The organism is Buttiauxella agrestis, from assembly GCF_900446255.1.
Classification (GTDB): domain Bacteria; phylum Pseudomonadota; class Gammaproteobacteria; order Enterobacterales; family Enterobacteriaceae; genus Buttiauxella; species Buttiauxella agrestis.
Map to the genome: position 1 here is coordinate 4,182,176 of NZ_UIGI01000001.1, position 15,963 is coordinate 4,198,138.

Below are 15,963 nucleotides of genomic sequence, written 5' to 3' on the forward strand. Positions count from 1 at the left end.
CGTAATTTCAAGCCAGTTTGACTGCCGTTTCATTTGCTATGTGGTAGATTGATGAAAATTAAGGGCAGATGGCACATTACGCCAAGCAGCCCAGCTGGCAGACTCTGCTAGAATCGGCGATCATTTTCGGCTCTTGTCAGCGCTAACAAACAATATTCTGCTTCACAACAAGGAATGCAAATGAAGAAACTGCTCCCAATTCTTATCGGTCTGAGCCTAACGGGTTTCAGTGCCATGAGCCAGGCAGAAAACCTGATGCAGGTTTATCAGCAGGCACGTGTAAGCAACCCGGACCTACGTAAATCCGCTGCTGACCGTGATGCCGCATTCGAAAAAATTAACGAAGCACGCAGCCCATTACTGCCGCAGCTCGGCCTTGGTGCCGATTATGAATACACTAATGGTTTCAATGATGCGAACGGCGTCGACTCCAATGTAACCAGCGCTTCTTTGCAATTAACGCAAACCATTTTTGATATGTCGAAATGGCGTCAGCTGACCCTGCAAGAAAAATCTGCGGGTATTCAGGACGTGACGTATCAGACCGATCAGCAAACGCTGATTCTGAACACCGCAACAGCCTATTTTAACGTGCTGAGCGCGATTGACGCCCTCTCCTACACCGAAGCCCAGAAACAGGCAATTTATCGCCAGTTGGATCAAACCACTCAGCGCTTCAACGTAGGCCTGGTTGCTATTACCGACGTGCAAAACGCCCGCGCGCAATACGACAACGTATTGGCCAACGAAGTGACGGCACGAAACAACCTGGATAACGCGGTAGAATCGCTGCGCCAGGTTACCGGTAATTACTACCCTTCTCTGGCCTCGCTGAATGTTGATGGTTTCAAAACAGACAAACCTGATGCCGTTAATAATCTGCTGAAAGAAGCGGAAAAACGTAACCTGGCATTGCTGCAAGCGCGTCTGTCTCAGGATTTAGCTCGTGAACAAATTCGCTATGCTGAAACCGGGCATATGCCAACCATTGGTTTAACTGCTTCCACTGGTGTCTCTAACACCACATACAGCGGTTCTAAGACCACCAGCAGCAGCCAGGCATTTAATGACAGTGACAATGGCCAGAATAAAATCGGCCTGAATTTCTCGCTGCCATTGTATAGCGGCGGTTCTGTGACTTCCCAGGTGAAACAAGCGCAATACAACTTTGTTGGCGCGAGCGAGCAACTGGAAAGCGCACACCGCAGTGTTGTGCAAACCGTTCGTTCTTCGTTTAACAACGTTAACGCGTCTATCAGTACCATCAACGCTTACAAACAAGCGGTTGTGTCTGCGCAAAGCTCTTTAGATGCGATGGAAGCAGGCTATTCCGTGGGTACTCGTACCATCGTTGATGTGTTGGATGCGACCACTACGCTGTATAACGCAAAACAACAGCTCTCCAGCGCTCGTTATAACTACCTGATCAACCAGCTGAATATCAAATCTGCACTGGGTACACTTAACGAACAGGACCTTGTTGCGTTGAACAGTACATTGGGTAAACCAGTGCCAACGACCGCAGAAAGTGTTGCGCCTGAAACGCCAGACCAGAACGCACGTGCTGATGGTTATTCAGACGACACAGCCGCAACCACTGCGCCGGCATCACCTGCAAAAGCGACCCCAGCTTCAGCAACAAGCAAAAAATCAGCTAACCCATTCGCTAACTGATCATAGTTCTCGGGGGCATGACAACATGCCCCCGTCACAACTTACGCACTCGAACGTAAGGCAAAGTAAAGATCTCCCTCCAAACGGCCGTCATCGCTTTAATTTCAACCATTCATCCCCTATTCTAAGCACCATAACCACTGGGCTCAGGACAGAATAATGAAACGGACAAAAATCATAAATCACGCATCGTTCCGCAAAAGCTGGAACGCACGCCATTTGACGCCGGTCGCACTGGCAGTTACCGCTGTGTTTATGCTTGCCGGTTGCGAACAAAATGACGAAACAGTCTCCATGTATCAAAACGCGGATGACTGCTCACAAGCCAATCCAGGCAAAAGTGCCGAATGTACAACCGCTTTTAATAGCGCGCTGAAAGAAGCAGAACGTACTGCTCCTAAATATGCATCACGCGAAGAATGTATCGCTGAGTTTGGCGAAGGCCAATGTCAGCAGGCTCCTGCTCAAGCGAGCATGGCGGGTGAGCAAGCTCAGGCACAGCCACAGCAAAGCGGCAGTTTCTGGATGCCGTTGATGGCAGGTTACATGATGGGTCGCCTTATGGGCGGCGGTGCGGGCTTTGCGCAGCAACCTCTTTTCACCTCCAAAAACCCGGCAAGCCCGGCTTACGGCAAATATGCTGATGCCAGCGGCAAGAGCTATGGCGCAGCAACGCCAGGCCGCACCGCGACCGTCCCTAAAACAGCGATGGCACCAAAACCTGCGACCACCAGCACGGTGACTCGTGGCGGTTTCGGTGACTCCGTAGCGAAACAATCGACGATGCAGCGCAGCAGCAGCGCAACAGGTTCTTCTCGCTCCATGGGTGGCTAAGAAATTATGGAAAGAATTGCGATTACTGAGCGCCCGGACTGGCGCGAGAAAGCCACAGAATACGGTTTCAACTTCCACACCATGTATGGCGAGCCGTACTGGTGTGAAGACGCTTATTACCAGTTGACGCTTCCACAGGTTGAACGCCTGGAAGAAGTGACTGCTGAACTGCATCAAATGTGCCTGAAGGTTGTCGAAAAAGTCGTGAGTAGTGATGAGCTGCTGGCTAAATTCCGCATCCCTAAACACACCTGGGAGTTTGTGCGCCAGTCGTGGCGTACCCAGCAACCATCACTCTACTCGCGTCTTGATATCGCGTGGGATGGCGTGGGTGAGCCTAAACTTCTGGAAAATAACGCCGATACGCCAACCTCTTTGTATGAAGCGGCATTCTTCCAGTGGATCTGGCTTGAAGATCAGGTTCAGGCTGGGAATCTCCCCGCGGGAAGCGATCAATTCAACAGCCTGCAAGAAAAGCTGATCGAGCGTTTTGCTGAATTAAAACAGCAGCACGGCTTTAATCTGGTGCATTTTGCCTGCTGCCAGGACACCGTAGAAGATCGCGGTACCGTCCAGTATTTGCAGGATTGTGCAGCCGAAGCAGAAGTGGCAAGCGAATTTGTCTACATGGAAGACATCGGTTTAGGCGAGAAAGGCCAGTTCACCGATTTGCAGGACCAGGTCATCAGCAACCTGTTCAAGCTCTATCCATGGGAATTTATGCTGCGTGAGATGTTCTCCACCAAGCTTGAAGATGCTGGCGTGCGCTGGCTGGAACCTGCCTGGAAGAGCATTATCTCCAACAAAGCATTGCTGCCGATGCTGTGGGAAATGTTCCCGGATCATCCCAACTTGCTGCCTGCTTATTTCGCCGAAGATAACTATCCGCAGATGGATAAGTATGTCGTGAAGCCTATCTTCTCTCGCGAAGGGGCAAACGTGAAGATCATCGAAAATGGCGAAGAAATTGCCCGTGTCGATGGACCCTACGGCGAAGAAGGCATGATCGTCCAGCAGTTCTATCAGTTGCCTAAATTTGGCGATAGTTATGTGCTGATCGGAAGCTGGCTCATCAACGATCAACCGGCGGGGATCGGCATTCGTGAAGATCGCGAATTAATCACTCAGGATCTTTCGCGTTTCTATCCGCATGTGTTTGTAGAGTAATAAATTAAAGGCGCGAGATTCGCGCCTTTAGCTAACCGATCTGAACTGAAAGCATACTTAACGATCCCATCTCAATACCGTCTGTCGGCAGCGTAATCGGCTCTTTGCCATCCCACGCCCCCAGGACATACAACAACGGCAAGTAGTGATCGGCTGTTGGGTTTGATAACGAACCACCTTCATGCTGGAGATAGTTCACCAACGGGTGTTCAGCGACTGGCCCAAGCCATGTGAGATTATCTTTCACGTACTGGTTAAACGACTCAGCCCATGGGTACGGCGTGTTTTCACCGTGCCAGCGTGCAGTGCGCAGGTTATGAACCACGTTGCCACTGGCAATCAGCATGATGCCCTGATCGCGCAGCGTCGCCAGCTTGCGGCCTATTTCGAAATGCCATGCTGCCGGTTTCGTGCTGTCGATACTGAGCTGCACCATGGGAATATCAGCATTCGGGTACATCTTAATAAGCACGCCCCAGGAGCCATGGTCAAAACCCCAGGCTTCTTTATCCTGCATGACCGGAACAGGGGCCAGTAAGTCGACTAACTGCTGGGCAAGCTCAGGCGAACCCGGTGCTGGATAATGAGTATCGTAGAGCGCCTGTGGGAAACCCCCAAAATCATGGATGGTTTTTGGCGTTTCCATTGCCGTCACACCCGTGCCTTTAGTGAACCAGTGCGCAGATACCACCACAATTGCTTTCGGGCGCGGTAAGGTCTCTCCCAAATGGCGCCATGCCTGGGTATATTGGTTATCTTCCAGCACGTTCATTGGGCTACCGTGTCCGAGGAACAGCGCAGGCATTCGTTGAGTTGTCATGGTGGTGTCCTTTAATCAGGTCATTCAGTTTATGAAAACTACAGTACGCGTTTTTGCGGTATGAAGAACTCAGATAAGCATGATGAAGATCTTCAGGAAATTTGAATGTAAGCGATGTGTAAAGCTTCTCAACTGGCTCTCGATTTTTATCACATCGCCCATTAATATGAATGAGAATCATTATCAAAAGGAGTGATAAATGTCAGTACCCTTGATCCTGACCCTATTAGCCGGGGGAGCCACTTTCATTGGCGCTTTTCTTGGCGTGCTTGGCCAGAAGCCATCAAACCGTGTGCTGGCATTTTCCCTCGGTTTTGCAGCAGGCATTATGCTGCTTATCTCGTTGATGGAAATGCTGCCTGCCGCGCTGCATACCGAAGGAATGTCACCCGTGTTGGGCTACGGTATGTTTATGGTGGGTCTGTTGGGCTATTTCGCCCTTGACCGCGCCCTGCCCCATGCGCATCCGCAAGATTTAATGGACAGCAAACCGCAGCCTCGCAATTTGCGTCGCACGGCGCTGTTGCTGACACTCGGCATTAGTTTGCATAACTTCCCGGAAGGTGTTGCGACCTTTGTGACGGCCAGCAGCAATCTGGAATTAGGAATGGGGATAGCACTTGCGGTAGCGTTGCATAACATTCCTGAAGGTTTAGCCGTTGCAGGCCCGGTTTACGCGGCTACCGGCTCGAAGCGTAAAGCCATTTTCTGGGCGGGGATTTCAGGACTTGCCGAAATCCTGGGTGGTGTGCTGGCCTGGTTGATTTTAGGCCCGATGGTTTCGCCGGTTCTTATGGCTGCCATTATGGCCGCCGTGGCAGGGATTATGGTTGCGCTATCGGTGGATGAACTGATGCCGCTTGCCAAAGAAATAGACCCGCACAACAACCCGAGTTATGGCGTGCTTTGCGGTATGGCAGTGATGGGGTTTAGCCTGACGTTATTGCAAACCAATGGGATTGGTTGAAAAAAATCCCGGTGTAAAAACCGGGATTTTTGCTTTTTAGCTTAGATAGTTAGCTGGCTTTGCGTTCATGAGCCTGACGGTATTCCACCAGGTCTTCAATCGTCACCACAGCCATGTTGTGCTCGCGGGCAAAGGTGATGCACTCAGGTGCACGCGCCATAGTACCGTCGTCATTGGTCAGTTCACACAGCACACCGGCAGGTTTGAAGCCAGCAAGCGTCACTAAATCGATAGTCGCTTCAGTGTGGCCACCGCGAGTTAACACGCCACCAGGCTGAGCACGCAGCGGGAATACGTGTCCCGGGCGGTTCAGGTCGCTTGGTTTTGCGCCATCAGCAATGGCGGCACGAACAGTGGTAATACGGTCTGCGGCAGAAACACCGGTAGTCACGCCGGTTGCAGCTTCGATAGTCACAGTAAACCCGGTGCCATAGGCACTGGTGTTGTTCTCAACCATCATTGGCAATTCGAGTTGTTTACGGCGTTCTTCAGTCAGGCACAGGCAAACAATACCGCTACCGTGGCGAATGGTCAGAGCCATTTGCTCAACGGTCATGGTTTCCGCTGGGAAAATCATGTCGCCTTCGTTCTCGCGATCTTCATCGTCAAGAACCATTACCCCACGACCTTCACGCAGTGCTTCAAGAGCAAGTTCTACGCGCTGTGCAGGAGTGCCAAATGCAGAAAGGAGCGTCTGATTCATGGTAAAAAAACCTCATTAAAATTATGGTTACCAGAATCAGGGCAGTCTTAGGAGCTATAAAAATAACGTGAGCAGGCTTAAAAGCTTGAGCTTAGTCGTTACTCTCTCCCATCCGGACTATAACCGTCGGCTCCGGAATTACACCGGATCTGCTGACCTCCAGATTGCTCTGGAGCGCTCGCGGGCTTTCAGCGTTCGCTGATTTACCGCCGGTGGGGAGTTGCACCCCGCCCTGAGAATAAGCAGACTTACTATAACGCCGATGATTTTCTCTGGCAACGCCAAACCTTAGAACATTTTCGGGTTTCTAAGGAGGCTCGCAGGCATTACAATTAATGCTAATACCGTAAGACAATCCCGTAAGATTATGGAAGCCGCTATGATTGACCCGAAAAAAATTGAACAGATAGCTCGCCAGGTCCACGAGTCAATGCCGAAAGGGATTCGTGAATTCGGGGATGATGTCGAGAAGAAAGTTCGCCAGGTTTTACAGTCACAGTTAACACGTCTGGATCTGGTTAGCCGTGAAGAATTTGATGTGCAGACGCAAGTGCTGCTGCGCACTCGCGAAAAACTGGCATTACTGGAACAGCGTTTGAGCGAGCTGGAAAGCCGTAGCGTTCAGACTCCGGATGTCACATCGCCAACAGAACCGCAGATGTAAAAAACGCCCCGGCTGGGGCGTTTTACTTTGTTTTGCAGAGACTCAATTTCGTGGCTTACGCTTCGTGGCTCTGGATCTTTTTAATGATGTTGGTGGTTGAACAACCATCTTCAAAGTTAAGCACCATCACCTCACCACCGTTAGCCCAGACTTCTTTACTCCCGGCGATATCATCCGGTTTGTAATCACCACCTTTGACCAACAAATCAGGCAATACTTCGCCGATTAAACGCTGTGGCGTGTCTTCTTCAAACAATACCACCCAATCCACGGCTTCCAGCGCACCTAACACGATCATACGTTGATCCTGCGGGTTCACCGGGCGGGTTTCGCCTTTCAGGCGTCGGGTAGAAGCATCGCTGTTGACCGCAACAATCAGGCGGTCACCAAGCTTGCGAGCATTTGCCAGATAAGAAACGTGACCCGCGTGAAGAATGTCAAACACGCCGTTGGTCATTACGACTTTCTCACCGCGTTTACGTGCATTCGCCACAGCGACTTTCAGCTCGGCTTCAGTCATCACACCAAAACCTGAATCGGCACGCCCGCGCACTGCGTTTTCCAGCTCAATCGGGGAAACCGTAGAAGTCCCCAGTTTGCCAACGACTACGCCCGCGGCCGCATTTGCAAAGAAACACGCTTCTTCTAGCGAATTACCTGCGGCAAGCGTTGCCGCCAACACGCCAATCACGGTATCACCCGCACCGGTCACATCGTAAACTTCTTGTGCCTGAGTCGGCAGATGGAACGGCTTGATACCCGGCTGCAATAACGTCATACCGTGTTCAGAACGCGTGATCAGCAGAGCAGAAAGATCGTACTCAGCAATCAGCTTCATACCCCGTTCCACCAGCTCTTCGTCGCTCTTACACTTACCGACGACCGCTTCAAATTCAGAGAGGTTTGGCGTCAGCAGCGTTGCGCCGCGATAACGATTGAAATCAGTCCCTTTCGGGTCAATCAGCACAGGAACGTTTGCCGCACGCGCAAGGCAAATCATCTGCTGCACGCTGGCTAAAGCGCCTTTAGCGTAGTCAGAAAGCACCAGCGCGCCAATGTGCGGCAACGCCTGGCTGATACGTTCGTGCAGTGGCTCCGGGTCAACGCCCTCAAAGCCTTCTTCGAAGTCGAGGCGAATCAGCTGCTGGTTGCGGGAAAGTACACGCAGTTTGGTGATTGTCGGATGAGTCGGCACAGAGACGAAATCGCACTTAACGTTGACACCCGCCAGCGTTTGGCTGAGCGCACGTGCTGCATCGTCGATGCCCGTCAGACCCACCAGGCGCGAATTCGCCCCCAATGAAGCAATGTTCATTGCCACGTTGGCTGCACCACCAGGACGTTCTTCAATGGTATCGACTTTCACGACCGGTACCGGCGCTTCCGGGGAAATGCGGCTTGTAGGGCCATACCAGTAGCGATCCAGCATCACATCACCAACTACCATGACGCCTGCACGGCTGTATTCGGGCAGCGTTACTTTCATTCCTGACTCTCCAGAGAGGGATAAAATTTTGTCGCGGATAATATCACAATTAATCTTATGCGCGTGTTTGCGGCTCACTGAGCCACGTGTGCCAGCTTCTCAGAACCTGTTCGCGTTCCTGAGTGAAAGTCTCCATGGCCACGTTTCCTGGTAGCTCCTGCAACGCAAGGTGGTGAAGCTCATCGCGTAGCGTGACATAAGCATGCGTCAGCGCTTTCGCTTCGTCATCACTCATGATGTCGTTTTGCGCCATTAATTCCAGAATGCGCACATTATCAGACCAGCGTGTCAGTTTTGGGGCCTGCGCCGCATAACGTAACACCAGATACTGGGTGATAAATTCGATATCAGTAATTCCGCCTTCATCGGCTTTAATATCAAAGCGTTCACGGGTTTTCCCGCCCAGATGCGCACGCATTTTTTCGCGCATTTCCCGCACTTCGGTCTGGAGTTTTTCACCTTCGCGTGGAACACATAAAATCTTGCGACGAATGGCATCAAATTCCTGTTTCAGTTGCGGATCGCCATACACGATACGCGCCCGCACCAGAGCCTGATGCTCCCAGGTCCAGGCTTCATTTTGTTGGTAATCAGCGAACGCTTCAGCGGTAGTCACCAGCATGCCCGCCGCTCCGGACGGGCGTAAACGTGCATCCACTTCATACAAAATCCCTGATGATGTACGGGTGCTGAACAGATGCATCACGCGTTGCGCAAGACGCAAATAGAACTGACGGCCGTCAATTTCGCGTTCGCCATCCGTCATCACATCTGACGGGCAATCATGCAGGAATACTAAATCCAGATCGGAGCTGTAACCCAGCTCCCAGCCGCCAAGTTTACCGTAACCGACGACAGCAAAACCGCGCCCTTCACGGTTCTGTAGATGTTTTGGCTGGCCGTAACGCCCAACCATCTGCACCCACGCTTGTTGCACAACGGCATCAATCATGGCTTCAGCAAGCCAGGTCAAATGATCGCTGACTTTCATCACTGGCAAGGTGCCGGTGATATCGGCGGCAGCGACGCGCAGCAACTGCGCCTGCTTGAACTGGCGCAAGGCTTCGAGCTGCTGTTCTTCGTCGTCATCAGGCACGCGCAGCAAATACTGGCGCAGCTCGTCGCGATAGGCATCGGTGGCAGTAGGTTGGTACAGCGTGTTCGGGTCGAGCAGTTCGTCGAGCAGCAACGGGTAACGCGCGAGTTGACTGGCAATCATCGGTGAGGCTGCACACAGCGTAATCAGGTGTTTCAGCGCCCCAGGGTATTCCGTCAGCAGTTCAAGATAAGTGGTTCGCGTCACAATGCCGAGCAGCAGCGGCGTTAGGCGTGATAACGGCAATGGAGCATCGCTGCGCGAACAGGCTTCGCAGAGCAGACGCGGCATCAGTTGATCCAGAACCTGGCGGCCACGCGGGCCAATGGTGCGCTTATCGGTATCCTGGCGGAAATCACTCACCAGGCGTAACACTTCGGCACGCGCATCTGGCGTTAAATGCTCAAGCACGGGCGTACTGGCATCTGCATCCAGCGCGTCCTGCCACAGTTCGCGCCACGCTTCGGCGAGTTTATCCTCGCCCGGTTCCGGCTCATCGTCGCCAATCAAGTCGTTAAATACCTGACGCACCGCACTCATGTGGCGTTGCAGTGTTTCTTGCAATTCATCCCAGGTCTGCGCGTTCATGCCCCACGCCAGTCGTGCACGGTTCAGCTCATCGCCCGGCAATGTTTGAGTCTGTTCGTCATTGATGCTTTGCAGTAAGTTCTCGAGGCGACGCAGATACAAATACGCCTCTTTCATTTTGGCCGCATCGCCTTCCGGCAACAGGTGCAAGTGTTGGATCGCTTCAAGCGTGGGTAGCAAAGAGCGAGACTGTAACGACGGTTCTCGCCCACCGCGAATCAACTGGAATACCTGGACAATAAACTCGGTTTCGCGAATGCCGCCCGCGCCGAGTTTGATGTTGTCGGTCAGCCCTCTGCGACGGACTTCGCGGGCAATCATCCCTTTCATATTTCGCAGCGACTGAATGACGCTGAAATCAATGTAGCGACGGAAAACAAAAGGCCGCAGCATGTTGCGCAGCTCCTGACTCCAGACATCGTCGTTATCGCCCATAATCCGGGCTTTAACCATCGCGTAGCGTTCCCAGTCGCGGCCTTGCTCCTGATAATAATCTTCCAGTGCGGCATAGCTCACCACCAACGGGCCACTGTCACCGAACGGACGCAGGCGCATGTCAACGCGATAGACGAAGCCGTCTTGCGTGGGTTGGTCGAGAACTTTAATCAGCCGTTGGCCGAGGCGGGTAAAGAACTGCGCGTTATCGAGTTCACGCCGCCCGCCTTGTGTGGAGCCGTTTTCAGGCCAGGAAAAAATCAGGTCAATATCAGAGGAGAAGTTCAGCTCGCCGCCGCCCAGCTTGCCCATCCCGAGGATCATGAGTGGTTGCGCCACCCCAGCCTGGTTACAAGGCGTGCCAAACTCGCGGCAGCATGCGGCATACAGCCAGTCACGAGCAGCAATAATCAGCGTTTCCGCTAACACACTCAGTTGCTTCAGCGAGCTTTCTGTCGGGAGTTGTTGCAGAGCCTGCGCCCAGGCAATTCTCACCATCATGCGGCGACGGAACAGGCGCAGTGCAGCCATTAACGCGGGTTCGCTATCGACGCCCTGTAACTCTTGTTGCAACCAGGCCGCATAGTTCTGCCATTCGTCGGCCAGCGGAGGTGATTGCTCAAGCTCCGCTATCCATGCGGGGTGAGCCGCCATGCTGTCACAAACAAAATCACTAAACGCCAGCACAGCCTGAGCTTCCGGGCTGAGTGTCTGGCGGTCAATCTCGTGTGGCAGACGCGCCAGCGCCGCCTGCAAATGCTGCTGTAATAGTGGCGCTTGCGACATCATGGTCGTATCCCTAAGAAACGATGGTGACTATTTACCGCTGTGCAGCCAGAACGGAGCCTGCGAAATAGCTTCATTGCGGTAGTGTTCGATTTCAACTTGTTGGCGAGTGGCAATGGCGTGACGCAGCCCTTGCCAGTTATCCAGCCACGGTTGAGTTTTCGCGTCGTCATAGACGCCCGCCAGCAAGCGGATAGAGCCGGTTTCACGCGCCAGGCGTGGTAACTGATCGGCGTAGCTATCGCCCAATGGACGCTGGAAAGTTTCTTTCAGTTCTGCGGCGTGGCGCGAAAGGTGAGTATCCGCAAAACGCTTAAACGAACCCGCCAGTTTAACGTTGGCTTTTTCGTCAGTAAATTTCTGCCATTGGCGTCCAATCAGCCACTCAGTCAGAGCCTGTTTGGCCTGGCTACTTTCGGCGCTGAATGCCAGTTCAGGCGCTTTGAGATCGGTCGCCAGCATCGTTTCGTAAGTGGCCGCCAGCTCACGCAATTGTGTGCTTGCCTTGCGCGGGATAACGCCGCCAAACAATGCCAGGGCATGGCGCACAAGGCCAACCGCTTCCAGAACCTGAGCTTTCGCTTTACCGTTGCCGCGCAACCACAACTCTTCGTGATATTGCCAGTGAGAAAGAACCAGTTCGAGCGAGCCTTCCAGCCCTTGTTCTACCGTCGCTTTTGGTGCAACGCGCAGGACGGTTAACGGTTTGATTTCACGCTCCGCATTACCGTGTACCAGGTGATAACCACGAGCAGCTTTGCTCAGGCTACCCTGGCGCAGGCCCGGCTGTGCAACCAGTTGTTTAGCAAAATCCAGAACATCCGCGGTTTCACCTTCCAGCAGCTCAAGCTCCAGTTCACATAAAGGCTCAACCTGTTCGCCCGCTTTCACTTCACCTAAATCCAGTGCCAGTTCGATACGGCTTTTACCGTGCCTAACGACCCATTTTTCACGGGCAAAATCTGTGCTGAATAAAGGATTAAGCTGCGACTGTATTTCGTCCGGGGAAATACCTTCCGGCCAGACTTCTCCCGGGAACTGCGCGAGTGCCAGTTCCGGTGAGGTCAGCTCAACATTGTATTCCGGGCGTTGATGCAGCCCGCCAATGACACGGCCTGCGATTTTCATCGTCATTTCATAGCGGCCATTATCACCACGAATGCGCAGCCCCATATCATGACGACGCAGCAGATTGTCCGCCGTTTCATAATAGATGTTGAGCAACTGGCGGGGTTCGCTGTGCTGGCTTTCGAGTGCGTTTAAGGTGTTACGAAGAGAATCCAGGGCAACGGGATTCACAATAAATTTGAGTTCGATTTCTTGGGTCATCGTCTTTTTACTTTTAGTTGGGTCACATCGGGCGAAAGCCCGGAGAACTTAATCGTATGATGGTTGTCAGTAGATAATATTTTTCGCCAAATTACCATGAGTGGCGCGTATTTTGACGGGCCATTTGCCGCGAGTAGTTGGTCAAATTCACACCAGGATGATTCCCATTCAGGTTTACGGATTGCACCGTCAGACTGATGCCACTACTATCGTTCCACTATTTATGACAATAACGACGAAATCATGCACAAATTCCGCCTAATTTGCCTTACTTTGCTCTCTCTTAGCGTTTCTGTTGTGGCTCATGCCGATGAAAAACGTTACGTATCTGATGAATTGAATACCTGGGTGCGTAGTGGTCCTGGGGATAATTATCGCTTGCTTGGCACCGTCAATGCGGGCGAAGAAGTGACTCTGCTCTCGAGCAATGAAGAAACCAAATACGGCCAGGTTCGCGATGCGAATGGCCGCACTTCCTGGATCCCGCTAGCACAGCTGAGCACCACACCAAGCCTGCGCACCCGTGTGCCTGACCTTGAAAACCAGGTCAAAACGCTGACTGACAAACTCACGAATATCGATACCACCTGGAATCAGCGTACTGCGGATATGCAGCAAAAAGTGGCACAAAGCGACAGCGTGATTGCTGGTCTGAAAGAAGAAAACCAACAGCTTAAAAATCAGTTGATCGTGGCGAAGAAAAAAGTGGATGCCGCCAACGTGCAGCTCGATGACAAACAACGCGCCATTATTATGCAATGGTTCATGTACGGCGGCGGTGTCGCTGGTTTCGGTCTACTGCTCGGCCTGTTGTTGCCACACATGATCCCAAGCCGTAAGAAGAAAGACCGCTGGATGAACTAATCTGCAACCCTGTATCCTACACTTAGATATTATCGTAATTGGATGCAGGGGCATTAAAGCGTGAAGATTTATCTGGTCGGTGGTGCAGTGCGTGATGGGTTGTTGAACATACCGGTCAAAGATAAAGATTGGGTCGTAGTTGGTGCAACACCGCAAGAGATGCTGGATGCAGGCTTCCAGCAGGTTGGGAAAGACTTCCCGGTGTTTCTGCACCCTCAATCGCGTGAAGAATATGCGTTAGCGCGTACCGAGCGTAAATCAGGCCAGGGATACACAGGTTTTACCTGTTATGCCGCGCCTGATGTCACGCTTGAGCAAGACTTGCTGCGCCGAGATTTGACCATTAACGCGATTGCCCAGGATGAACACGGCGAGTATATCGACCCGTACAACGGACGGGCAGATATCGAAAAACGCCTGCTGCGTCATGTGTCACCTGCTTTCAATGAAGATCCGCTGCGCGTGTTACGCGTCGCGCGATTTGCTGCGCGTTACGCCCATCTTAATTTCCAGATTGCCCCGGAAACCCAGGCACTGATGTCCTCAATGGCCGCCAATGGCGAACTTGAGCACCTCACCCCTGAACGCGTCTGGAAAGAGACGGAAAATGCGCTCACCAGCCGTAACCCTCAGGTTTATTTCGATGTGCTGCGCAAATGTGGCGCACTGAAAGTGTTGTTCCCGGAAATTGACGCGCTGTTTGGCGTCCCTGCGCCAGAAAAATGGCACCCGGAAATAGACACGGGCATTCACGTATTGATGACGCTGTCGATTGCCGCACAACTCAGCCCGGAAGTTGACGTGCGCTTTGCCACGTTATGCCATGACCTCGGTAAAGGTTTAACGCCCAAAGAGTTCTGGCCGCGCCATCACGGGCATGGCCCCGCGGGTGTGAAACTTGTCGAGCAATTGTGCCAGCGTATGCGTGTGCCCAATGAAATCCGCGACCTTGCCAAACTGGTTGCCGAGTATCACGACCTCATCCACACGATTTCCATTTTGCAGCCGAAAACTATCGTCAAATTGTTCGATGCTATCGACGCATGGCGTAAACCCCATCGCGTTGAGCAAGTCGCATTAACCAGCGAAGCTGATGCGCGTGGGCGCACCGGTTTTGAAGCCAGCGATTACCCTCAGGGCAGATTGCTGCGAGCAGCATGGGTTGCGGCGAAAAGTGTGACCAATAAAGAAGTGCTCGATGATGGGTTCAGCGGCCCGGCGATTCGCACTGAGCTTAATCGCCGCCGTATAGCCGCTGTTGAAGCATGGAAAAAAGAAGCAGGGCTGACAACCCCTACGGCTAGCTGATTGCCGGTGGTTGGCGCATTTTCAGGCCAACCCCCATCAACACTAAATACCCAGCGCAAGGCAGTAAAAAACTTAACCGTAAGCCGATGACGTCTACCATCCAGCCTTGCAGGAACGGCAATATTGCGCCGCCAATTCCTGCCATAATCAGAAAAGCAGAAGCGAGGCTGGTTTTATCGCCCAGATTGCGCACGCTCTGGGCGAAAATCACCGGGTACATCAGCGAATTCATTAGGCCCACCAGCAGTAAACACACGCCTCCCCACAGATTTGCGAACCCTATGGCAGCGATCACCAGGATGCCTGCCATGACGGTCGCAATACGAAACGCGCAGATAGCATTCACGCGATGCGCAACCAGGCCGTACAACATTCTCCCGGCAAGCGAACCGCCCCAGTAAATTGCAATCAGCGAAGTCGCCTGTTGCAAGTCGAGGCTCGCGAGCGACTTGTCGCTGAGATAACTCAGGGCGGTCGTCCCAATCGCCACCTCCACGCCAACATAGGTGCCAATCGCCAGCAAGCCCATCACAAAGTGAGATTCACGGAATAACGCTCTGGTGCGTTGGCTCAATCGCTGCATCTGTAGCTGGCGAAAATCAGGCAGATGGCGGGTATATAACAAGACAATTAATCCACATGTCAGAGCGGCAAGTCCCAGGAAAAGCCAGCGTACTGGCTCCTGATGCGCGCCCACACTCACCGGGAAGATGACCAACAGGCTTGCCACCAGCAGTGGCGCAACCGTGGTTCCTGTGGAGTTAATCGCCGAGGCCAGACTCAACCGCCCTGCCGCCGTTTCTTGCGGCCCTAACCGCGTGACGTAGGGATTCGCCACCACCTGCATTGCTGCGACCCCCATCGCCAGGATGAATATCGCCACCAGTACCAGCGAAAACGTCACCCTCCACATCGCCAGCGCCATCAGCAAACAGCCCAGAGCGGCAAACCCCACGGCCAGTATCAACGTCATTTTGTAACCCAGACGCGCCATGAGTGCCGAGCAAGGCAAACACGCCACGAAGGGAGCCAGATAAAACGCCACGTTGACCAGCATCGCGTCGCGGTAGGTCAGCGAAAAGTAGTGATAGAAAAACGGGATCAATACACTGTTGATACTGGTCAGGCAGCCCCAAAGGAAAAAGGCGCACGCCAGAACGGTCAACGGCTGGCGGTGGCTTTGTGATGCATCCGGGAAGGGAGTGGTTAGGGTCATTTCAACATCGTCCGTTAAAAAACAGT

The 15,963-nt window shown here is 52.8% G+C and carries 13 protein-coding genes and 1 riboswitch; of the genes, 7 read left to right on the plus strand and 6 right to left on the minus strand.

What is annotated here, in order from left to right; translation table 11 throughout:
- Positions 1 to 180: 180 nt before the first annotated feature.
- From tolC to DY231_RS19715, 3 genes are all read left to right on the plus strand, one after another.
- Positions 181 to 1,674: an outer membrane channel protein TolC gene (tolC, locus tag DY231_RS19705; protein ID WP_115630961.1), complete on the plus strand. Its 1,494-nt coding sequence runs from the start codon at positions 181 to 183 to the stop codon at positions 1,672 to 1,674.
- A 159-nt stretch (positions 1,675 to 1,833) separates the two neighbouring features.
- Positions 1,834 to 2,508, plus strand: a complete 675-nt coding sequence (locus tag DY231_RS19710; RefSeq protein WP_115630963.1) for a DUF1190 family protein — start codon at positions 1,834 to 1,836, stop codon at positions 2,506 to 2,508.
- 6 nt (positions 2,509 to 2,514) lie between these two features.
- A complete protein-coding gene (locus tag DY231_RS19715; RefSeq protein ID WP_034493231.1) occupies positions 2,515 to 3,675 on the plus strand; it encodes a glutathionylspermidine synthase family protein in 1,161 nt (386 codons plus the stop codon).
- Positions 3,676 to 3,706: 31 nt separating this feature from the next.
- Here the strand turns inward: DY231_RS19715 and ygiD are convergent, their stop codons facing one another.
- Complete coding sequence (gene ygiD / locus DY231_RS19720; RefSeq protein ID WP_034493229.1) at positions 3,707 to 4,495, minus strand: 4,5-DOPA-extradiol-dioxygenase; 789 nt, start codon at positions 4,493 to 4,495, stop codon at positions 3,707 to 3,709.
- A gap of 199 nt (positions 4,496 to 4,694) precedes the next feature.
- On the opposite strand from ygiD, the gene zupT reads away from it, so the two are divergent.
- Positions 4,695 to 5,462, plus strand: coding sequence for a zinc transporter ZupT (gene zupT / locus DY231_RS19725; protein WP_034493227.1), 768 nt, complete (start codon positions 4,695 to 4,697; stop codon positions 5,460 to 5,462).
- 49 nt (positions 5,463 to 5,511) lie between these two features.
- Here zupT and ribB read toward each other — a convergent pair whose 3' ends face one another.
- The gene (gene ribB / locus DY231_RS19730; protein WP_115630965.1) at positions 5,512 to 6,165 is read right to left on the minus strand and encodes a 3,4-dihydroxy-2-butanone-4-phosphate synthase; all 654 of its coding nucleotides are present in this window, start codon (positions 6,163 to 6,165) and stop codon (positions 5,512 to 5,514) included.
- Between the two features lie 96 nt (positions 6,166 to 6,261).
- Positions 6,262 to 6,409, minus strand: a riboswitch (FMN riboswitch).
- A 135-nt stretch (positions 6,410 to 6,544) separates the two neighbouring features.
- Between ribB and ubiK the strand changes: the two genes are divergently transcribed.
- Positions 6,545 to 6,829: a ubiquinone biosynthesis accessory factor UbiK gene (ubiK, locus tag DY231_RS19735; RefSeq protein WP_147295660.1), complete on the plus strand. Its 285-nt coding sequence runs from the start codon at positions 6,545 to 6,547 to the stop codon at positions 6,827 to 6,829.
- A gap of 55 nt (positions 6,830 to 6,884) precedes the next feature.
- Here the strand turns inward: ubiK and hldE are convergent, their stop codons facing one another.
- Genes hldE through DY231_RS19750 form a run of 3 tightly spaced genes read right to left on the minus strand, consistent with a single transcriptional unit; the run spans position 6,885 to position 12,549 of the window.
- A complete protein-coding gene (gene hldE, locus DY231_RS19740; protein ID WP_034493221.1) occupies positions 6,885 to 8,315 on the minus strand; it encodes a bifunctional D-glycero-beta-D-manno-heptose-7-phosphate kinase/D-glycero-beta-D-manno-heptose 1-phosphate adenylyltransferase HldE in 1,431 nt (476 codons plus the stop codon).
- 55 nt (positions 8,316 to 8,370) lie between these two features.
- A complete protein-coding gene (glnE, locus tag DY231_RS19745) occupies positions 8,371 to 11,220 on the minus strand; it encodes a bifunctional [glutamate--ammonia ligase]-adenylyl-L-tyrosine phosphorylase/[glutamate--ammonia-ligase] adenylyltransferase (RefSeq protein ID WP_115631905.1) in 2,850 nt (949 codons plus the stop codon).
- A 30-nt stretch (positions 11,221 to 11,250) separates the two neighbouring features.
- The gene (locus DY231_RS19750; RefSeq protein WP_115630969.1) at positions 11,251 to 12,549 is read right to left on the minus strand and encodes a CYTH domain-containing protein; all 1,299 of its coding nucleotides are present in this window, start codon (positions 12,547 to 12,549) and stop codon (positions 11,251 to 11,253) included.
- Between the two features lie 243 nt (positions 12,550 to 12,792).
- Here DY231_RS19750 and DY231_RS19755 point away from each other — a divergent pair, with 243 nt between their 5' ends.
- Complete coding sequence (locus tag DY231_RS19755; protein WP_115630971.1) at positions 12,793 to 13,413, plus strand: TIGR04211 family SH3 domain-containing protein; 621 nt, start codon at positions 12,793 to 12,795, stop codon at positions 13,411 to 13,413.
- A gap of 60 nt (positions 13,414 to 13,473) precedes the next feature.
- Positions 13,474 to 14,721 carry a multifunctional CCA addition/repair protein gene (locus DY231_RS19760; RefSeq protein WP_115630973.1) on the plus strand — a complete coding sequence of 416 codons (1,248 nt, stop codon included), beginning with the start codon at positions 13,474 to 13,476 and terminating at the stop codon, positions 14,719 to 14,721.
- Here the strand turns inward: DY231_RS19760 and DY231_RS19765 are convergent.
- On the minus strand, positions 14,714 to 15,937 hold the full coding sequence (locus DY231_RS19765; RefSeq protein ID WP_115630975.1) for an MFS transporter: 1,224 nt from the start codon (positions 15,935 to 15,937) through the stop codon (positions 14,714 to 14,716). The genes DY231_RS19760 and DY231_RS19765 overlap by 8 nt on opposite strands.
- Between the last annotated feature and the right edge of the window lie 26 nt (positions 15,938 to 15,963).

Bases quoted from the DNA above. Each gene is read 5' to 3' on its own strand.
- DY231_RS19715 (WP_034493231.1), top strand. From the start codon at position 2,515: ATGGAAAGAATTGCGATTACTGAGCGCCCGGACTGGCGCGAGAAAGCC.
- tolC (WP_115630961.1), top strand. From the start codon at position 181: ATGAAGAAACTGCTCCCAATTCTTATCGGTCTGAGCCTAACGGGTTTC.
- ubiK (WP_147295660.1), top strand. From the start codon at position 6,545: ATGATTGACCCGAAAAAAATTGAACAGATAGCTCGCCAGGTCCACGAG.
- zupT (WP_034493227.1), top strand. From the start codon at position 4,695: ATGTCAGTACCCTTGATCCTGACCCTATTAGCCGGGGGAGCCACTTTC.
- DY231_RS19710 (WP_115630963.1), top strand. From the start codon at position 1,834: ATGAAACGGACAAAAATCATAAATCACGCATCGTTCCGCAAAAGCTGG.
- DY231_RS19750 (WP_115630969.1), bottom strand. From the start codon at position 12,549: ATGACCCAAGAAATCGAACTCAAATTTATTGTGAATCCCGTTGCCCTG.
- DY231_RS19765 (WP_115630975.1), bottom strand. From the start codon at position 15,937: ATGACCCTAACCACTCCCTTCCCGGATGCATCACAAAGCCACCGCCAG.
- DY231_RS19755 (WP_115630971.1), top strand. From the start codon at position 12,793: ATGCACAAATTCCGCCTAATTTGCCTTACTTTGCTCTCTCTTAGCGTT.
- ribB (WP_115630965.1), bottom strand. From the start codon at position 6,165: ATGAATCAGACGCTCCTTTCTGCATTTGGCACTCCTGCACAGCGCGTA.
- glnE (WP_115631905.1), bottom strand. From the start codon at position 11,220: ATGTCGCAAGCGCCACTATTACAGCAGCATTTGCAGGCGGCGCTGGCG.
- ygiD (WP_034493229.1), bottom strand. From the start codon at position 4,495: ATGACAACTCAACGAATGCCTGCGCTGTTCCTCGGACACGGTAGCCCA.
- hldE (WP_034493221.1), bottom strand. From the start codon at position 8,315: ATGAAAGTAACGCTGCCCGAATACAGCCGTGCAGGCGTCATGGTAGTT.